Below are 17,914 nucleotides of genomic sequence, written 5' to 3' on the forward strand. Positions count from 1 at the left end.
GTTTGGACGAAAAGTTGCCCATATGCAAGGCGTAAGAAACTCTGAAACCGGAGTGTACTAATGTACATGAGGATTTCAGAGTTTTGCAGCAACGCAGCAGATGGGTGAGTTTTCGTTCAAACACTAATTATTTTACGGGTAGCAACGATGGTAAAAGACAGAGTATTTGCAGAAAAAAAAAACAGGGTTAACCCCTTTGAATTTAACAAACAAGTGGCGGATGTCTTTGATGATATGCTGCATCGATCCGTGCCGTTCTACCGGGAAAGCTGTGACCGGCAATCACAGCTGACAGCCCAGTATTACCAGGCGGGCAGTCGCATTTATGATCTGGGCTGCTCCCATGGAAATCTGGGGATATTGATCCTGGATCAATTAAAAGGTCGTCCCTTCTCCATGGTGGCGGTGGACAGTTCCAGACCCATGATTGAAAAGTATAAACTTCGGCTGGAAAAACAGGATACGGCTCATAACATTGATCTGGTCTGCGGGTATTTAGAAAATATTCACATTAAAAATGCCTCAGTGGTGCTGATCAACTTGACCTTGCAATTCCTTGACACGGCCAAGCGTGATGATCTTATTAAAAAAATTTATCAGGGCATGAATCCCAACGGTATTCTTCTTTTAACGGAAAAAATTGTTCATGCATCAACAGAACTGGATGATCTTCAAACCCAGTTTTACAAGAGATTTAAACTTGAAAACGGATATTCCGAACTTGAGATCAGCCAAAAAAGGGATGCCCTGGAAAAGGTTCTCATCCCGGATACCCTTGAAATTCATGAAAATAGGATATTAAGCGCAGGGTTTACCACTATTGATATCTGGCTTAAATGGTTTAACTTTGCCTCAATGATTGCGATAAAAAAATAACGCTTTCAAACTTTAGGACCGTAAAATGGAAACGCTTCTTCTTCACCGGCATCACCTGAGAATAGACCGGTATTACAACACGTTCAAGGCGCTTATAACCGAAAAAAGAGCATTCCTGGACCATGCCAAAGGAAATTTTTTAAAATTTCAACAGATCCTGGAGACCATCCCCGACCTTGTTCCATCTGCTATCGATCTTGACAGTCCGGCCATCACCATTGGGGAGACATGGGATCTGACACCGGAGGAACACCGTTTTTTGCATGACCGGCTTCAGCAATTTTGTCCCTGGCGAAAAGGCCCGTTTCGTGTGTTTGGGATTGAGATCGATTCAGAGTGGCAATCCTGGATGAAGTGGGATAGACTTAAATCTCACATCGGCAGCCTTAAGGGACGTAAAATCCTGGATATCGGCTCCAGCAACGGATATTACATGTTCAAAATGGCGGCAGACAATCCTTTGATGGTGTTGGGCCTGGAACCCCAAAGCACTTTTTATTTTCAATACCTTACCCTGCAAAAATTTTTAAAGCAGGACCGGGTGTTCTGCCTGCCCATTCCCCATGACCAGCTCCCGCGAATGGACAATTATTTTGATACCGTGTTTTGCATGGGGGTGTTGTATCATCGGAAATCACCGGTTCAAATGCTCAAGGATATTTGTGATTCCATGAGACCCGGTGGAGAACTGGTGCTGGAAAATCTCATTATGGATACAAAACAAAACATGTGTCTGTTCCCGAGAGACCGGTATGCAAAAATGCGAAATGTATTTTTTATCCCCGATCTTCTGGTCATGGAATCCTGGCTTTTGCGGGCCGGTTTCACCGACATCCGATGTGTGGATGTCACCCGGACATCCCTGGAAGAGCAACGGAAAACCCCGTGGATCCAGACGGAAAGCCTGAAAGATTTTCTGGATCCCCATGATCCGGATAAAACCGTAGAAGGCTATCCTGCACCGGTTCGGGCGATTTTTATGGCCACGGCAACATAACCCTTAAAAAAATCCAAGGATTGACAAAAAATTAAATTTCTGCAAACTATTCTATAGTTTGTCATTCATAACAGCCATGCCTTGGCAGGCACAACAAAACATGAAAGTTATGAGAGGTGAGGTATGAGTATTGAGGGAGGCATAACTTCTCACTACTCAAAACTCATAACGCACGACTTTCATATAAAACCATATAACACCGGAAAATAAAAAGGGTACCCCATGACAGAAAATACCATTTTCCTTGAAACCATTCAAACGGATTTAAAACAGGTCGTTCAGCCCTATCAGCGAGCACTTAATGTAAAACAGAAAAAAGCGGATTTTATCAATTTGTGCATCCGGTGTGCTGGCAGGGACGACTTCCTCCGACTGGATGAATTGCTGAAAAGCAAACTGGCCCGGGAGATCAAAGCAGATGAAGAGGTTAGCGACTGTGCGCCGATTTTTGATTCCCTGGGCCGATATGCCAATGAAAAGGTGGAACAGTACAGGATTGAACTGATCGAAGACTTGACCCGGCTGTGTGGGGAAGCAGACCTTGACATCCATATTGATTTTCCCAAGTTTACGGTTCTTAAAGGCATAACCGGTGAAATTGATTTTAGTGGCCGGTGCACGACCATCAATAAAAAAATGCTCAAATCCATTGACCCCCGGCGTATTTTAACGATGGTTTCAAAACTGAAACATCAGCTGTATGATCGACCCTATGATCCCCGGGACTTTATTGATTCCCTTTATCGGGTTTACCAGGAACTGATTGACGTCCAGTCATCCACCGTTACCCATTCTATTCCCATACAAGACTTTTATCTGGCCTATGTCATTTCTTTGCAGAGCAAAGCGTTTTTCCAGAATATGGACAAAGGCAAATTCAAGGGATACAGTCTGGATCAGTTTTCCGTTGATATATGGCGGTATTTCCAGGCGGGTATCGGTGGAACATCCTCGGGGTATGAGCTTAAACTCAGCTCCAGTCGTGGTAAATCCCTGTGGCTCCTGGACAGCCAGGGAGAGCTCCGTCAGATCACCACTATTTCTTTCCATAAACAAGAGGCATAAGCACAATGATATTTCCAGAAGACATCACCCAATTAGAACCCTTTCAGGCCCGGGCCATTATTGAACAGCTTCGCAAGGGCAGTGTGCCCATTGACTATGTTCCTTTGTTTACGGTGGGACGACAAAACTGGCTCACCTTTATTGAGGATGATCTGGAACATTACATTGGCCAGGGAGGCTCCAAGGTTCGGTTTATCAGTGGTGATTATGGTGACGGCAAAACGCATTTTATGTCTGTGATCCGCCATTTGGCCATGAAAAAGGGGTTTGCGGTGTCGTTTGTGGTCCTCACCCGGGAAGTACCCATTCATAAATTTGAAACCGTTTACCAGACCATTGTAAGGCAGATTCAGGGTGATTTCCCCGGAACGGGTATCCGGCATCTGCTGGCGGCATGGCTGGAAAAATTGGCCCTGACACCTGTCCAAGGGCAAAAGGGTACTGCCGGCCGGCTTGCCCTGGCTGAGACGTTCAGGGATATGCAGGGCATGGATATTAATTTTGCCAATGCTTTGGGTGCCCTTATCCATAACCGGTTTGCCCCGGAGGCCCTGGAAGACAAAGAAAAACAGGAGGCAGATCATGAAGTGCTGCTGCACTGGTTTGAAGGGGGCAGGGTGACTAAACGGGAACTCAAACCGTTTCAAATCTATGAGTTCCTAAACAAAACCAACAGCAAACAGTTGATGAACTCTTTGATCCTGTTTTTACGTTACATTGGCCATCAGGGGTTAATCCTGCTCATGGATGAGATGGAAACCGTGGTGGGTCAGAGTGCTTCCATTCGTAATGCCGCCTATGAAAATGTGCGCCTGCTCATTGATAACAGCGAATCCTCTCAATATCTTCACATCTTTTTTTCCATCATTCCCGATGTGCTGATATCAGAAAAAGGATTTAAGTCCTATGATGCGTTGTGGAGCCGTATCCGTTCCATTGGAGACGCTAAAAAACTCAACTATCGGGGCGTTCTGGTGGATATCCATCAAACCCCTCTTAAAACAGATGAACTGGTTGCCCTTGGCAGGTGTTTGCGAACCATTCACGGCCTCTCCTACCGCTGGGATACAGCGGAAATCGTCACTGATGCGCTCATGGAAAAGATATGCGCCAGCCAGCAGAGAATGGGGGTGATCAGCGAGGTCCGTCTGTTTATTAAACAATTAATCCATATCCTTGATATGGCTGAACAGGGACATTCCCCTGAACAGATGGATATGGGACGGCAGATGGTGGAAACCCAGCGGGAAATGGAGGCTGAAAAAATTGAAAAACTGGCGCCCTCCTGGGATGATTAACCAGAGTCCTCAGAAGTCGGATACTTAGTGCCGGTCATCATACGGCCGGGCATGATAAGACGGAACGGGCTTGATCATCGTTTCGACCAATACCCAGGAGGGGTCAGGCTTGCGTTATTGACGCTTTTGCTGAATTTCTTTGTTATTACAGTCTGTTGTCAAAAGCACAATAACACAAGCCTGACCCCGTCGAACCATCAATATGACAAGTGGGCGAAGTTAGGACCAAGCCCGACGGAACAGACAAGATCAGGACGCATAAGACAGGACACTTAAGAATGGATGATTTGGATTTTCAGGTTTTCTTGGATTCCCTGGACAATTTTAGACTTCGCAGGGCAGTGGAGCGATTGCGGGAAGGACTTTTTGACCCTTTGGGTGTGCAATTGCTCACAACGGGTGAGACAAAGCTGAACACTGCTTTTGACAGAGGTGTTGAGGCCCTTGACCGGGAGACCCCATCCCATCTGTGTATTTGTGGTGCCTATGGGCAGGGCAAATCCCACAGCCTGAATTTTATTAAGCAGCGGGCCCTGGCCCGGAATTTTGTGGTCAGTTATGTGAATCTTGATCCAAGACAAGTGCCGTTTCATGATTTTAAGAGCGTTTACCGGGCATTGATGGCGGCCATGGAATTTCCCCAGGCAGAGACGTCCTTTGTTCGTGTCTGGAAAACCCGTGTGGCCCAGTGGCTGGCGTTGCCGGAAAATCACCCGAAAACCTGCACAGATCTTATTCCTGAGGAGATCCCCCATCGGTTCAAGGCGATTTTAACGGCCATGGCCCAGAAAAATATGACCATTCCCGCCCAAAAAAGAACCCTGAAAAAACATGCCAGATTCAAACCCAGAGAATTTTCCTGGATCTTGAAAAATGCCCTCATGGGGAAAAATATCCCGGCATGGCGGCTGCGGTCGATTTTTTATTATCGCCAGGTTCCTTTTTACAAAGAAAAACCTTTGGCCTGCCATGAACAAGGCCAGTACATTGCAATGGTCCGGGGGTTGGCAAACCTGTTCCAAAATATCGGGTTCAAAGGATGGCTGGTATTGTTTGATGAAGGAGAATCCATTTTACAAACCCGTATCACCTGCCGTAGCAAAAGTTATGCGGCACTCAATGAAATTTTTTATCCTGAAACAAGCCCCCGGGGATTTTATCCGGTTTTTGCCTTTACCCATGATTTTTTTACCCATCTTGCCGATGAGGACTATGACCGGGTCAGGATAAAAGCGGTGAACGGAACGGCTCCCATATCGATCCCCTATTTTAGGAAAAACTATAGCAAGGACTGGAAAAATATCCATATCCACACCCTGCAGGATCTTTCACCAACGGAATGGGAAGTGATGACCCATAAACTGATTCAGATCCATGCCAGTGCTTACCAGTGGAAGCCCCCTGTTGAGTCGATACAACCCCGGATGAACCGGAAACTATCCGGGTTATCCGGCATTGAAGCCCGTCTGAAAATCAAATTTCTCGTGAATTTGCTGGATATTGAGCAGCAACACCAGGTTCTGGCACCGGCTTGATGACGTCCTTTTAATGTCAGACTCACTGCTGTTACAACTGCCCAATACCTTTCGTGCCTTTTACGGTGGGTTTGCCGGTTTGCACAACGCCCAGCGATCGGCTGTTGCGCCCATCCTCCAGGGCCATGATGTGATCCTGCAGGCGGCCACGGGTTCCGGTAAAAGCGAGGCCGTGCTGGCGCCCTGCCTGGAGCGGGTGATCCGTTCGGGCCGGGAGACGGCGGTTTTGTATATCATCCCCACCCGGGCCCTTGCCATGGACTTGAAACGGCGATTTGACGCTATTATCACAGAACGCCTGGGGCTCAATCTTGCCGTTCGAACCGGCGATACTAAGCGTTCCGGCGGAAAGCGCCCGGATATCATGTTCACCACCCCGGAATCCCTGGATGTGATGCTTGGCAGTGCCAATGCGGACCTTAAGGCGTTTTTATTCCGGGTTAAAATTGTGATCATTGATGAGGTTCATTCCTTGATTCACCACTATCGGGGTCGACATCTGGTCTATCTTTTCAACCGCCTTGAACGGAAAAAAGGTCAGCCTCTCCAGAAAATAGCCATGTCCGCCACCATTGCCCGGGTGGCATCAGTTATTGATTTTTTTGGATTCCAGGAGAACGCACAGCCGGTCATCACAAGTGTTAAGCGAAAGATAAGGGCACGCCTGCTGCACATGAAACAAGAGGAATCCGAGATTCCAGCCTTGCTCAACGATCTGTATGATACCTGGCAGTACCGGAAAATACTGATTTTTGTCAACAGCCGGGTGGCCTGCGACAGGGTGTTCGGCATTGTCAACAGGAACGGAAGATTTCAAGGGGTTTCAGAACTGCATTACTCCAATCTCAAGCCCCTGGAACGAAAAAGAGCTGAGAAACGGTTTCGTAAAAGATCCCATTCCCTGTGCATTGCCACCTCCACACTGGAACTGGGCATTGATGTGGGGGATGTGGATGCCGTCCTGTTATATCAACCTCCGGGAACTGTGGCTGCTTTTCTCCAGCGCATTGGCCGGGCCAATCGTCGGGAACAGGAGATTAATTTCTGGGGGCTTTGCTGCGGGGAGCGGTCCGGGGATCAGGTGATTAGATTTTTAGCCCTTCTTGATCTGGCCGGCAGGGGAATCATGGAATCTCCTGCCACCAGAACCTTGCCCAGTGTATTGAGTCAGCAGGTGATCTCCTGTCTGTATGAAAAAAAAAGGATCTCCCTGGCATCTGTGCAATCGCTTTTCCCGGACCGGCATGACCTTCTGCCCGCTGTTTTTGACTCCCTGGAAAACAAACACTGGCTGACACCCTCTAAACTGCGCGGCCTGTTTGGTGGGGGATGGCAATACCGCAACCATTTGTTTGAATATAAAATCTGGGGAAATTTTCCCGAAGCAGAAGAAGCGTATATCCTGGAGGTATCAGACAAAGCCATTGCAGATATCCCTCAATCCATTGTCGCCCAGATGACGGTGGGAGACAAAGTCTTTCTTGCCGGAAGGCTGCTGCGGATTCTAAAAATTGATACAGGAGAACAAAAAAAAGTGCTGGCAAGGCCTTGTGCTGGCCGGGACGAAAAACAACTGGCCTGGATCGGTCTGGGCCCTCCTGTTTCTTTTGAAGTGGCAGAGGCCATGGGGCATATCCTTAAGACCGGTGAAATCGAAGATACCACCTGCCTCTTTTCCCGGACCCGAAAGCTGTTCCAGGACGCCATGAAACAGGGTGAAAAACGGGTGGTTCTGGAAAACGGCATTGAGGTGGTACCCGGTAAACGGGCCTTGTTTTACTATCGTACCTTCATGGGGTCCATGGGCAACCTGATGCTGGAGTGGAGTATCCGGGAAAATTTGTTTGACGAAGAAATGGCGGTGGCATCGGATGAGATGGGGGTGGAATGCTCACACTGGATAAATTTTCAGGCGTTACCCCTTCCCGTCGATAGAGAGGGGTTTCAAGACTGGGTGAAAAGACATGTTAAAGTACTCAGATCCCTGGTTCCGTTAAACCTGTTCTGCAAAACCCTGCCAAGGAATCTTCTCATACAGGAATTGACGGATTTTTTATTTGACCATCGGGTGGCCCGCACCTTTGCCCATTATCTGGATACGTCATCCACCATTGTTGCGGGTGAAAGGGCCAATCTTGTCCTCGAGACGGCTGTTCAGGAGACGAAATATCCCTGTGCCATTGATATCATGGCCGGGGAGTCTTTGTTGGAGAGGGAACAAAACAGGATGGGTGGCCCTGAAACGCTGCAACATTTTCTTCATACAGATGAATACCTGGGCCCCTGTTTGAATTCGAACCGGGTGGTCACCCTTACTGCCACCATGGTCAGTGATTATTTTTTCCATGCCCAGTGCCAAAGGCGGTTTTGTTTAACATTCCTGGGCCTGGAACCCCCGGTTTCAAACCCAACTACCCCAAACAACGATATTTTAAACGAGGATATCTCAAGTGGGGATCTGCCAAGCCATGACAGGTTCAGACCCCTTTCCCGGGAACGGGGAATCCGCCATGAACAACAGATCTTTAAACGATTAAAAGAACAGGGCGCAACCCTTATTCCCATGGAAACCACAGGCTCCCATGATTTGCGGTTTAACGCCTTTCTGGAACAGGTGAACGCTTTGATCGAAAAGCCCCCCTCCCTTGACAAGGATCGAACCGCTCCTGTTTTTCTTTCACACTGTCTGCTCAAGACGAACGACTTGTATCCGGCCAGGCTGGATTCGGACAAGTTGAAATCGGACAGAGTGACCATGAAGGGGATTGGCGTTCCCGATCTTCTGATCTTATCCGTCAAACAGGCAAAGGGAGAAAAACGAGTCATCATTGAAGTCGGTGATATCAAAAGCAGCCCTTCTCCCAGGTATCACCATAAATGGCAGGTGGCCTTTTCTGCATGGCTTCTGAAAAAAATAATCACATCCCATGGTATATCAGCCAGGGTGGCAAAAACCGGATTTATTATCATCCATTCCTCCGGGAAAAGCATACAAAAGGATGGGTTTGATCTTACGGCATACCTGGCAGCATTTCCCATGTTGCTTAAAAATTTTCACTCTTTTTTGTCCCGCCCGGCAGCTGCTGCAGATCACAGGCTCCAGTCCCATTGTGTCTCTTGTGACTGGTTTTCATCCTGTTATCACACTGCCCTTGAATCCGAAGATATCCAATTTTTGCCCGGATTAACGCCTGGAGAATTGTTGAAATTGCGGCAAATGGGATGTGTCACCATGGCCCAAATTCATGCCGCATTTGAAACGATATCTTCGGACAACAGGGAAGATCCCCAAGATGTGGAAACCGGCTTTAGTTTAGAACAGAAACGCCGGATTTCAGGACAATGTGCCGCTTTTTTTAAAAATCAGATTTTTCTGATAAAAAAAAAGACCCGGCTTTTCCCCCGTAATATGTCCCGGGCCTTTTTTATCCATGTGAAAAATAACCCTTTGACTGGACAGCCCTGGGCCCTGGGATGGCAGGTGACGGCGTCAACCGGTAAACCGCTTGAATCCCATGTCTGGATAATGGAAACCGATCAAGAGCGAAAAGATGCATGGCAGGCATTTTCGGCCCGGATCTCAACGGCATGGGAACAAAGCATATGCAATGGAAAAGGCCCCCACCTGTTTCATTTCGGTTCCCGGTCCCGGCAGGATCTTCTGCAATGGGGGGAGGCGGAAGAAGGAATGTTTCCAGGGTTTTTTTGGCAGGCCCAGCCCAGCCCCTGGACCGATCTGCGACGCATGTTTATGACGCATTTTCATATGCCTGCTCCCGGCATGGTGTCTTTGTTTACCCTGGGCCATGTGTTTGGGTGTACCCTGGACATTGATCCCCCCCAAACCCTGTTCCACCATCATGGGGCAGACAGGTTAAATTTATCCAACCTTAAATCATGGGTCTTTGCCAGTCTCTCCATCATGGTGGAGTTATATGCAAAGGCCAGTCCTTATCTGACGAGTCAATGGGTGCAGGAATGGGACCCCTGCCTGCAAGCAATAAACCCTGATACGCACGTCAGGGCTTTGTCCTGTCTGAACTTCATCAAAGAGGAACACCGATTACAGGAAGAGGATATCTTAACCCTCCAGGAGCTGCCGCTTGAAGAAAGGATGCTGAGATTTAGGGCCATGGGGTACTTAAGGGTGGATCATACCCGTCTGGATCATGAAGGGCGATTCCTTTATCTTCTTAAAATTTCCCGAAAAACCGGTTCATCAAAATTTCGAAAAGGAGACTTTCTCAGGCTGGCACCCCATGGTATGTCAGATATTCAAACTGGTTTTCCGGTTATCCTGGTTGAATATGATATGGGGGCAGGGGATATCGCCATTCTTTCCAGATCCGGTAAAATGCAGTTGAGTAAACATCTTTTATACTCCCTGGAAGAGGATACCAGCGATTGGAACCAGGCAAAGCTGACCCATGCTGCCACCACCGTTTTTGCAGGAGACCCTCCCCATTTTTTGCAGCAGTTGCTGGCAGGGCAATCCCTTGAGCGGCAGGCTTGTGAGTCTCTATCCTGGCTGGAAAAATGGCTGGTTCGCCATAATACCGGGCTGAATGTTTCCCAGCAACGCGCTTTGGCCTTGCCGTTCCAATACCGGACAAGCATGATACAAGGTCCCCCCGGAACAGGGAAGACCCACCTGTTGGGCTGGATTTTAATCGCTTTGATCCTCCAGGCGTATGAAGCCAAAAGGCCCCTTCGCATTGGTGTAAGTGCCTTGACCCATCAAGCCATTGATACGGTATTAAAAAAGGTGACCAGGCTTGTGAACCAGTTTTTCCCGGGCAATTTTCCAGGCCATTGCATCAAATGGGGGCAGACACCAGCGTCTGTAAAAACAGATGACCATGGAAAGGAAGATGAAAAAAACCGCAACCCTATGACGGTAACGGTCTCAGATGATGCAACCGATGTCCGGGATCGACCCTGGTTGATCCTGGGAGCCACAGGGTATGGATTTTACTCTCTTTTTAACAGCAAAGACAAAGGATTTCCCCAGGCCTTTGACTGGATTATTTTTGATGAGGCCTCCCAGGTGCTTGTACCCCAGGCCCTGCTGAGCCTGATTTACGGCCGGGGGAATTTTTTGTTCCTGGGAGATGTCCATCAACTGCCGCCCATTGTACGGGGCAATTATGGAGAATATCCCAGACAACCGGTTGGTCCGTTTTTGAACCGATCCATTCTGGCCAATTTCCAGGACATATATCCTGAGTCACACCAGGAGACCCTTGATATTACCTATCGCATGAACAGAGAAATTTGCGCATTCCCCGGCAGAACCTGGTATAATCGCCTGCTGCACCCGGCCCCTGTCACTGCCCATGCCAGGCTTGTCCTGAACAGGCCCCTGGAACAGGTCGCTGAGAACCCCGGATTACTTCGGGTATATGACAAGATTCTTGATCCGTCAAAGCCGGTTGTACTGGTATTGACGGATCACCAGGGATGTTCTCAAAAATCGGATATGGAAGCTGATTTGATGGCCGCCCTGGCCCACAGGTTAATAACGTTTTATGGGATGTCACCGGATAAAATAGCGTTGATCTCACCCCACAGGGCCCAGAACAATGCCATTATCAAAAGGCTGGGAAAACTGTCGGGAGATCAGCCGCTTCCCTGCGTGGATACGGTTGAACGGGTCCAGGGCGCAGAACGGGAGGTGATTATTTTCGGCATCACCTCTTCTGATCCGGATCATTTGCTCAGTGACTTTTTAAACAGCCCCAACCGCCTGAATGTTGCCATGACCCGGGCAAGAACCAAATTAGTTATCATGGGAAGCCCGGCATTTTTTTCTGTTATCCCGGACTCGGAAGCCATGCTGGAGAAAAATAGCTGTTTTAAGCAATTGTTGCATCATTGCCAAAAACGAAATGCTGTTTTCACCTATGGTTTGCCTGCCAGAGATCATATTGTGCCTGCTGGATCAACCAACTTTCAGCACTTCCGCCAAATGCCTTCGATAATTTTATAGCCATTTCCGGAGATATTCCGAAACGGCCATTTAGCAATGCTGAAAGAGTTTTGCGAGAGACATCAAGCCCTTCGGGGGCTCTGCTGTCGCATTTTCATATAAATCAGTTTAATGATTTTTCATTGGTCTGTCACCTGATCAAATAGCGTTGATCTCACCCCCACTGGGGCTGGGACGTCTATATCTGTAAATGAATTTCAAACAAGGTATTGGTTCTCACAGTTATTTTATGATAATAGGGTGGTATGAAAGTTAAAAATTCCATCCAAAAATGGTCTCCCCTGGTGTTAATGATTCTCATCTTTGTTGAATCTTCCATTCCCATGGACGGTGGCCCAGATAATATTGCTTTTTTAACAACCCTTGACCCTGGTATTCAAAATTTGCTGCATATCCCCTTATATGGGACTTTGGCAGTCTTATGGTTGAGATTTTTTTGTGGTTCAGGAACGCTTACACGGCAAATGGTCGTCTACAGCCTTGTGATTACCATTTGCTACGGCTGTCTTGATGAGGTCCATCAATCGTTTGTCAGAGGCCGTTATGGCGGGCTTTTGGATGTTTATCTCAATATTTTTGGTGCAGTGGCAGGAACGATTTTTTTTGGGTATTTAAAAAAAAGAAAAGCGTTGAAAAATATTTAAAGCAACCTTTGGTGTCCAGCTTTAATGGACCCCAAGCAAAATTTTACGGGTTATGGCCAAAAGCATGGCGCCTGATAAAAGATTCAGCCTCCAATTTCACAAGCCTGACCCGGTTTAGTTATCGCCATAATGAGAATTGCTGTAATTTTTAGGGAAACGTATGTTGTGAGTCTGAATGAGTATATTCAATCCCTTAAAAACTATAAGGGGTTTGCCGGGGATATTGTCTGTCACAGAATCATCCCGGCCAGAGAGGCACGCTATGCCTCCCAAGGGTCACACTTTCACAACAACCTGTCCCCCTTACTGAAATCCCTGGGTATCAAAAGGCTTTACCGGCATCAGAAAGCGGCCATGGAAATGATCTGCAGCGGTATTCACACGGTCATTGCCACCCCCACAGCCAGTGGCAAAACCCTGGTGTATAACCTGCCGGTCATTGATACGTTCCTTGAAGATCCAACGTCCCATGCCCTTTATCTTTTTCCATTAAAAGCCCTGGCCCGGGATCAGTTGAATACGGTACAGCAGCTGTTACGTGTGGCAGGAACAACAACACGCCATCCCCTTCAGTTAACCGCTGACGTATATGACGGGGATATTTCTGCCTACCGGAAATCCAAGATACGACACGCACCCCCCCATATTTTATTGTCAAATCCGGAAATGCTTCACCTGGCCCTCCTGGCCCACCATCATTTGTGGGAAGATTTTTTTAAAGGCTTAAAATATATCGTCATTGATGAAGTCCATACCTATCGGGGCGTCATGGGCTCCAACATGGCATGGGTGTTCCGACGGCTGCAACGGATCTGTCACCTTTACGGGTCAAAGCCGGTGTTTGTCTTTTGTTCCGCCACCATTGCCAATCCCGCATCCCTGGCCCATCGATTAACCGGTCTGGATGTGCAGGTCGTGGATGAATCCGGTTCCCCGGCCGGGAAAAAAGAGGTGATCCTGATGCGAGGGCTTGAAGGGGCTGCCCGGACGGCCATTGCCCTGATTCATTCTGCGGTTCACCGGAAGTTGAGAACCATTTGTTATACCCAATCCCGGAAAATTACAGAACTGATTGCCATCTGGGCCTCCCAGCAGGCAGTGGCGTATTCAGATAAAATCAGTGCGTACCGGGCCGGATTTTTACCCGAGGAAAGACGATCCATTGAAAGAAAACTGGCCACGGGAGAGCTGCTGGCGGTGGTATCCACCAGTGCCCTGGAATTGGGGATCGATATTGGGGATCTGGATATCTGTGTGTTGGTGGGATATCCCGGGACCATCATGTCGACCTGGCAGAGAGCCGGCCGGGTAGGCCGGGACGGCAAGGATTCAGCCCTGATTCTCATCGCCCATGAAGATGCGCTGGATCAATATTTTATCAATCATCCCGATGTGTTCTTCAGTATGCCACCGGAAAAAGCCATCATCAACCCCCATAATCCGGTGATCCTGAAACAGCACCTGGAATGTGCTGCAGCCGAGCTGCGCCTGGACCGGTTTGAGTCCTTTCTTGATGATACTGCCGTTCAACATGCCCTGTCAGACCTGGAATATTCCGGAAAGCTGTTGAGAAGCCGTCAGGGCGACCAATGGTATGCTGCCCGGAAATCCCCCCACAGGGCGGTCAACCTGAGGGGCACCGGGAAAAGCCTTCCCATTTTTCTGGACAAGACAAAACAGCGCCTGGGAGAGATAGATACCCACAGGTCCTATTTTGAAACCCATGAAGGCGCGGTGTACCTGCACAGGGGAGAAACTTATGTTATCACCCGGTTTGACCATGAAAACGGCCATATTGAAGCCACGCGAAAAGAGGTTCATTATTTTACAAAGGCACGGTCTTCAAAGGCGACGGCCATCATTAAACCGCTTGACGCCTGCCGGGTAAACGGCACCCGTGTCGGTTTTGGTACGTTGAGAATTACCGAGCAGGTAACCGGCTATGACCGGCGGCTTGTGGCCAATCAGAAATCCATTGGTATCGTGCCACTGGATTTGCCGGAACTTAAATTTGAGACCCAGGGCCTGTGGATTGAAATTCCCGAAGATGTACAAGATACCATCGAGTCCCACCGGATGCATTTCATGGGGGGGATCCATGCACTGGAGCATGCGGCCATTGGCATTCTGCCGCTCATGGTGATGACCGACAGGAATGATCTTGGGGGCATCTCCATCCCCTTTCATCCCCAGATCGGGAAAGCCGCCGTATTTATCTATGACGGCGTTCCCGGTGGCCTGGGATTGTCCCAACAGGCGTTTTATCAGTCCCAAACCCTCCTTGAAAGAACCCTGGAGGTCATCCGGTCATGCCGGTGTGAAACGGGCTGTCCTGCCTGCGTGCATTCGCCTAAATGTGGATCCGGAAACCGGCCCATTGATAAATCGTCGGCCTTAAAGATCCTTGAACTGATCCTTGCCCGGGATAGAAAAGAGATCCGCCAGGGGATGGCGGACCGTTTTTCCGGATACGGTAAACCAGACAATGCCCGGCCTTATGTTAATCCTGATATCAATCCTGATGTCGATGAGGATGATCATCCCCCATCCATGTCTCACCCCTATGCGAATGCTGCTTCACCCCTGTCCTGTAACCAAGACCTGCGCTACGGGGTCCTTGATATTGAAACCCGGCGATCGGCCCAGGAAGTGGGTGGATGGAACAGGGCGGAAAAAATGGGGGTCAGTTGTGCCATCCTTTATGATTCGAAAATTGACGGGTATAAAGAATACCTGCAGGATGATATTGAATTGCTGTGTGCGGATCTTCAAACATTAGACCTGGTCATCGGCTTTAACATCGTCCAATTTGATTATAAAGTGCTGTCCGGTCTGTCAAACTTTGATTTTTTTTCATTGCCCACACTGGACATCCTGCTAGCGGTTCATGAAAGGTTAGGGTATCGGCTTTCCCTTGACCATCTGGCAGAGCAGACCCTTGGGTCCCGTAAAACAGCCGATGGCCTGATGGCGCTTAAATGGTGGCAGCAGGGCAAAATTGATAAGATCATCGCCTATTGCAAGCAGGATGTAGCGGTTACCAGAGATTTATACCGGTATGGAAAAGATCATCAATTTATCGTGTTTAGAAACAAGGCGGGTCATCAAGTCAGAATCCCGGTCAAGTGGTGAGACCGTTAATGCATGACCTGTGCCACAATTTTTTCCAGGACGTCGCCTGCCTTTCCCCTGATCAGCACATCACATACCGTATCATAGGGGGTTTTGGAGAGGTTAATGATGACCAGAAAGGCACCGGCGGTTTTGGCATATTCAGGCATCATCGCGGCGGGCTGTACCAGAAGGGTGGAGCCCACGACCATGAAAACATCACTCTTTGATGCCAGCAGGGATGCTCTCTGGGTTTCTTCCACCGGCATGGCCTGGCCAAACGAAATGGTGTCCGGTTTAAAGTATCCGGAGCAGGAACATTCCGGGGCCCTGTGTCCTGCATCTATCATTTCCTGTGCCGCCTGCCAGGATATCAATCGGTTGCACCGCATACACCTGACCCGCCGGGTATTGCCGTGAAGTTCGATGATTTTTTCCCCGGGGATTCCCGAGGCCTCATGCAATCCATCAATATTCTGGGTGATAAGGGCCTCCAGCAGCCCAAGGTCATGTAACGCTGCGATGCTCATATGACCGACATTGGGCGTGGCTTTGGACAGGCTTTTTTCCATTTCCAGCCGCTGATCCCAATACCTGATCCGTGCGTCTTTTGAAGACATGAATTCATCAAAGTAAACCGGTTTGAATTTGTCCCATATGCCGCCCTGACTCCGGTAATCAGGGATGCCGCTTTCCGTGGAAATACCGGCGCCGGTAAAGACAACCAGCCGTTTTGATGTTTTGATTTTTCGGGCCACTAGAGCGATGGTTTCATCCATGGGAAAAGCCTTTCGTAAATGGTTTTATACAGATAAAGAATTTCTTGAATTTTCAAAAGAATCCCGGCGAAGAAAAATAACGATAAAAATTCAATCCCGATCAGGCCAACAATGGCCCCGGATCCCAAAAATGTTGAGGGATCTATCAGGTGTCTCAGGGCCATGGCGGTAATAAAAAGGATGCTCCCAATAACCAGGCTGATGAGGATCATTTTAAGAAAAAAGAGATACACCTCTTTTTTTTCGGTATTTAAACTTTTTTTATTCCAGCATTCAAACAGGATAAATGCCTGAAGGGTAACGGACAACGACAAGCCTAAAGCCACCCCTCTGGGGCCCATTGTCCGCATGAACAGGTAAATAAAGGGCAGGGTGAGCACAACGCAAAGGCTTGTAAATACGGCGGGAAAGAGGGTGTTTTGAAGGGCATAGTATCCTCTTGAGACGATATTCTGGGCTGAAAAGGCAAAGGCACCGACCATGAAAAATGGTAAAATCCCTGCTGTCACCCGGGTCGCCTCTGCATCAAATTGACCTCTTTGGAAAAGGATCTGTATGATTTCATGACTTAAAACAATAAACAGAACAGAAAAGGGAATCACAAGAAAAATAAATTTCAATGTTCGGTTGAGCACCCGGTTTAACTCAACCATATCGCCTTTCTGGGCAAGTTTAGCCATAAACGGATAGGAGGCCATCCCAATGGCCTGTCCGAAAAGTCCCACAAGAATAAACATCACCCGGAGGGCATAATTCATGGCAGCAATACTGCCCTGGGTTAAATAGGAACCAAAAAATTTCAAAAGAATTTCCGTTGAAAACGTCATGGTAAGCCCTATCATTAACGGAAGCGTGAGGCCAATATACCGGATTAAATCCGGATGGGTAAAATTGATAATCGGGAAATATTGGACCCCCAGTTTTTTTGTGCCGATCAGCTGGACGGCAAAATTGCCCAGGAATGCGCCTGCCAGTACGCCCCAGGCAAAGCCTTCCATGCCCATGAAAGGGCCCAGGAGAAGTCCGCCCAGAATAATGCAGATATTGTATATCAACGGCGCAAGGGCTGGGATGAAAAATTTTTCATGGGCAAACTGGACTGCCATGAGCAGGCCGCCTGCGAAAAAGAAAAACTGGGCCGGAATGATAATCCGGGTCATTTTTACGGCAAGGCCAAAGGTCTCGGGGTCCTGGATACCCGGTGCAAACAGGCGCACAAATTGGGGGGCCCATATCATGGTGACCAGAATAAAGCATAACAGGACAAGCCCGAACCCATTTAAAATAATTGAAAAAACCCGGTATCCCTCCTCTGTTCTTTTCAAGGAAAGATAGTGGGCAAATATGGGAATAAAGGTGATGGAAAGAAACCCGCTTGCCACGATGTGATTAAGGATTTCCGGAAGAATAAACGCAATCTGATAGGCATCAACCCCGGCTTTTATGCCGCCGAAACCGGCAATGGCCATTTCCCGGAAGACACCGATCACCCGACTGGCAAATACGGATGCCATCATGATAACAGATGCCCATCCGATTTTTTTTAGTAAGGTTTCATCAGCCATGGCTATTTTTACATGGGATAAGGGTTTGGTTCATCATGTGAACAGGGTTTATCAT

10 protein-coding genes and 1 pseudogene are annotated in these 17,914 nt (G+C 48.3%); 8 read left to right on the plus strand and 3 right to left on the minus strand.

Annotation, left to right across the window (positions count from 1 at the left end; genetic code table 11):
* The first annotated feature begins 147 nt into the window (after positions 1-147).
* From cmoA to Q1Q15_RS16535, 6 genes are all read left to right on the plus strand, one after another.
* Positions 148-876 carry a carboxy-S-adenosyl-L-methionine synthase CmoA gene (gene cmoA, locus Q1Q15_RS16510; protein WP_300462343.1) on the plus strand — a complete coding sequence of 243 codons (729 nt, stop codon included), beginning with the start codon at positions 148-150 and terminating at the stop codon, positions 874-876.
* Between the two features lie 25 nt (positions 877-901).
* Positions 902-1,873: a tRNA 5-methoxyuridine(34)/uridine 5-oxyacetic acid(34) synthase CmoB gene (gene cmoB, locus Q1Q15_RS16515; RefSeq protein WP_300462345.1), complete on the plus strand. Its 972-nt coding sequence runs from the start codon at positions 902-904 to the stop codon at positions 1,871-1,873.
* A gap of 222 nt (positions 1,874-2,095) precedes the next feature.
* Entirely contained in the window at positions 2,096-2,938 is an 843-nt protein-coding gene (locus Q1Q15_RS16520; RefSeq protein ID WP_300462347.1) for a hypothetical protein, read from the plus strand.
* Between the two features lie 5 nt (positions 2,939-2,943).
* Positions 2,944-4,236 (plus strand): BREX system ATP-binding domain-containing protein, encoded by a 1,293-nt coding sequence (locus Q1Q15_RS16525; RefSeq protein ID WP_300462349.1) that lies wholly within the window; start codon positions 2,944-2,946, stop codon positions 4,234-4,236.
* A gap of 278 nt (positions 4,237-4,514) precedes the next feature.
* On the plus strand, positions 4,515-5,771 hold the full coding sequence (locus Q1Q15_RS16530; RefSeq protein WP_300462351.1) for a BREX system ATP-binding domain-containing protein: 1,257 nt from the start codon (positions 4,515-4,517) through the stop codon (positions 5,769-5,771).
* 13 nt (positions 5,772-5,784) lie between these two features.
* On the plus strand, positions 5,785-11,760 hold the full coding sequence (locus Q1Q15_RS16535) for a DEAD/DEAH box helicase (RefSeq protein ID WP_300462353.1): 5,976 nt from the start codon (positions 5,785-5,787) through the stop codon (positions 11,758-11,760).
* Here Q1Q15_RS16535 and Q1Q15_RS16540 read toward each other — a convergent pair.
* A pseudogene (locus Q1Q15_RS16540) lies at positions 11,735-11,797 on the minus strand (addiction module antidote protein, HigA family); the annotation flags it as partial. The gene Q1Q15_RS16535 and the pseudogene Q1Q15_RS16540 overlap by 26 nt on opposite strands.
* Before the next feature lie 208 nt (positions 11,798-12,005).
* On the opposite strand from Q1Q15_RS16540, the gene Q1Q15_RS16545 reads away from it, so the two are divergent.
* Positions 12,006-12,404, plus strand: a complete 399-nt coding sequence (locus Q1Q15_RS16545; RefSeq protein WP_300462354.1) for a VanZ family protein — start codon at positions 12,006-12,008, stop codon at positions 12,402-12,404.
* A 165-nt stretch (positions 12,405-12,569) separates the two neighbouring features.
* Positions 12,570-15,536: a DEAD/DEAH box helicase gene (locus Q1Q15_RS16550; protein WP_300462356.1), complete on the plus strand. Its 2,967-nt coding sequence runs from the start codon at positions 12,570-12,572 to the stop codon at positions 15,534-15,536.
* Positions 15,537-15,541: 5 nt separating this feature from the next.
* On the opposite strand, the gene Q1Q15_RS16555 is transcribed toward Q1Q15_RS16550, so the two are convergent.
* Together Q1Q15_RS16555 and murJ are read right to left on the minus strand one after the other, a co-directional pair.
* Positions 15,542-16,294 carry a Sir2 family NAD-dependent protein deacetylase gene (locus Q1Q15_RS16555; RefSeq protein ID WP_300462358.1) on the minus strand — a complete coding sequence of 251 codons (753 nt, stop codon included), beginning with the start codon at positions 16,292-16,294 and terminating at the stop codon, positions 15,542-15,544.
* Positions 16,273-17,859 carry a murein biosynthesis integral membrane protein MurJ gene (murJ, locus tag Q1Q15_RS16560; RefSeq protein WP_300462359.1) on the minus strand — a complete coding sequence of 529 codons (1,587 nt, stop codon included), beginning with the start codon at positions 17,857-17,859 and terminating at the stop codon, positions 16,273-16,275. Before murJ ends, Q1Q15_RS16555 begins: the two co-directional genes overlap by 22 nt.
* Positions 17,860-17,914: the final 55 nt, after the last annotated feature.

This window comes from Desulfobacula sp. (assembly GCF_030145145.1).
Taxonomy (GTDB): domain Bacteria; phylum Desulfobacterota; class Desulfobacteria; order Desulfobacterales; family Desulfobacteraceae; genus Desulfobacula.